This window comes from Longibacter sp., from assembly GCF_051155795.1.
Taxonomy (GTDB): Bacteria; Bacteroidota; Rhodothermia; order Rhodothermales; family Salinibacteraceae; genus Longibacter.
Genome location: NZ_DAXETW010000078.1, coordinates 1 through 2066, shown reverse-complemented (window position 1 = coordinate 2066; position 2066 = coordinate 1). Strand labels below are relative to the sequence as shown.

The 2066-nt window shown below is 61.5% G+C and carries 2 protein-coding genes and 1 pseudogene; all 3 read right to left on the bottom strand.

What is annotated here, in order from left to right; genetic code table 11:
- Positions 1-182, bottom strand: a pseudogene (locus ACFCU0_RS08390) (hypothetical protein); the annotation flags it as partial.
- 163 nt (positions 183-345) lie between these two features.
- Positions 346-963 (bottom strand): class I SAM-dependent methyltransferase, encoded by a 618-nt coding sequence (locus ACFCU0_RS08385; RefSeq protein WP_434973215.1) that lies wholly within the window; start codon positions 961-963, stop codon positions 346-348.
- A gap of 121 nt (positions 964-1084) precedes the next feature.
- A complete protein-coding gene (locus ACFCU0_RS08380) occupies positions 1085-1891 on the bottom strand; it encodes a hypothetical protein (protein ID WP_434973214.1) in 807 nt (268 codons plus the stop codon).
- Positions 1892-2066 lie beyond the last annotated feature (175 nt).

The window sequence follows — 2066 nt, the reverse complement described above, 5'->3', positions numbered from 1 at the left end:
AGGTTGGTGATTACGTTGCCAACGCCCATCGCCAGGCTCGCAGCGGTGTCTTTCCCCTCGAACAGGTCGTGCTCGTCGAACTGATCGAGCGTGCTAACAATCGCCTCGACGATCAGCAGGAGAATAAACGCCGGGATAGCGATGTAAACCAGATTTGGCGCTTCAAATGATAAGTCGGGCATGGAGAGATGAGGCCGTGTTCAATGGTGCTCGTATTCAGGTACTCACGACGGAAACGTTGAGGGTGGATCCCGCAGGGATTCGTCTGGAGCAGCGTCAGCACATCAACGAAAGGACGCGCCCCCGACAACACACGATCAGGATAACACGTAGACGCTGTCTTTCTCAATCCTTCTTCCGCCACACAAGACGCACGGTAGCCCCCGGACCACTGTGGTGAGCGCCTTCGTCGAGCGTGGGCGTGGCGTCGGAGCAGTATTGAATTCCCTGTTCAGGAAAGTGCACGCGAAGCTCGTCGGCCGTAATCATGAGATCGAGATCCGGCGGACCGCCGCTCTCGTATCCCTCGGTGATCTGTTCGGGCCGGAACCACTCAGCGATGACGACGCCACCGGGACGCACGGCCTGCTGCATCATCCGGTACAGGCGGGGCCGTTCGTCCGGGGCGAAGTGCAGGAACGAACACAGAACGGCATCCACCTGGGCATCGGGCGCCCAGCGAGTCAGGTCCTGCTCCTCGGTTGCGATCGAGACCCCGTGCCTCGCGGCAAGCTGATTCGCTTTCCGAAGTCCAACACTGGATGCGTCGAGCGCCCGCACGTCATAGCCCCGTGTCGCGAAAAAGACCGCCGTCCGCCCTTCACCGGCCCCCAGATCGATGACCTCCGCAGGGGGATCCGGCAGATGATCCAGCGCTGCACGAGCAAGAAAAGCGTTCGGAGCGGTGCCGTAGATGTACTCGTCCGCGCGATACCGATCATTCCAGAACTGCGTGTTCGCCATCGAATTCAGCCGTGAGATGCACGTAATGAAAGGCGTCCCTGTTCAAGGTCGTGGGAACGAACGGAAGAAGCTGTTTCGATTCGATGCGTGGCCCCGAGGCCCGTTCCCCGTTCCTCCCCGCTTACATCTCCCGCTCCGCGACGCCGAAATTGACGCGTTCGGCATCGGCGACGACCACACGGAGGGTGGCGGCGTTCTCAGACGGCATCGGCACGTCCGCCTCGTACTCGTTGGTCGTTCCGGTAAAACGCATCGGGGCTTCCGTCAGCACCTCGCCGTCGGCACTCACGATCTGCGCCTTCATGTCGTACCGGCTCGAATCCCATAACCCGTCCGGCTGGGTGGGGCAGCCGCAGAGGAGCCGGACCCGGGCGCGTACCGCAACGGTGCCTCCGTCCACGCGTGCCCCGGCCTCAGGCGACAGCATTTCCACGATGAAGCCGTGGAGCGTCAGCACGAGCCCGTCGCCCGTGATATCCTCTCCCGGCACGAGCGTGGCGGAAGCGGACGCCGTCTGCATCGATTCGGGGTAGTCGAGCGGCCCCTCGGCCGTTACAATGACCGGTGTCGGACCGGCGAGCGGTATGGTCGTCTGGAATTTTGCCGCGCCGGGTGCCTCATAGATTGTGGCGCCTCGTTCGTGCGGCTGATTCATGATCTTGTCCGTGCTGCCAGAGTTACCGGTCTGCCGTCCTTCGGCGAGCACCTCTCCCGTTTCGGCATGCCGGATCACGACACGAGCCCCTCCAACCGGGTCTTGAACGAGCTTCGCATCATTCGACACAACGCGCACGGTCACCGTCGTGGAGACGGTGGTGGAATCGGACGCGGATGCTAACCCTGAAGACGCCGAGACGTGAGCCGTGCCGAAGAAGGCGAGAAGCAGGCCCAGAAACGCAGTGCGCATGGATCGACGAAGTAGCGACATGAAGAATCGGCGGTCGGTTGTGAGAATAGACGGACAAGCCCGCACTCTGCCTTCCCTCGAACGAGAGAAACCGTCTGCGGATCGCGCAGGATGACATTGTAAGGAGATCCCCCACATGGCGTCGGGGAAGCAACGTGCTGGACAAACGACTGAATCAGTTGTATGATCCTGTACT

Coding starts and splice junctions, on each gene's coding strand:
- ACFCU0_RS08385 (WP_434973215.1), bottom strand. CDS start 963: ATGGCGAACACGCAGTTCTGGAATGATCGGTATCGCGCGGACGAGTAC.
- ACFCU0_RS08380 (WP_434973214.1), bottom strand. CDS start 1,891: ATGTCGCTACTTCGTCGATCCATGCGCACTGCGTTTCTGGGCCTGCTT.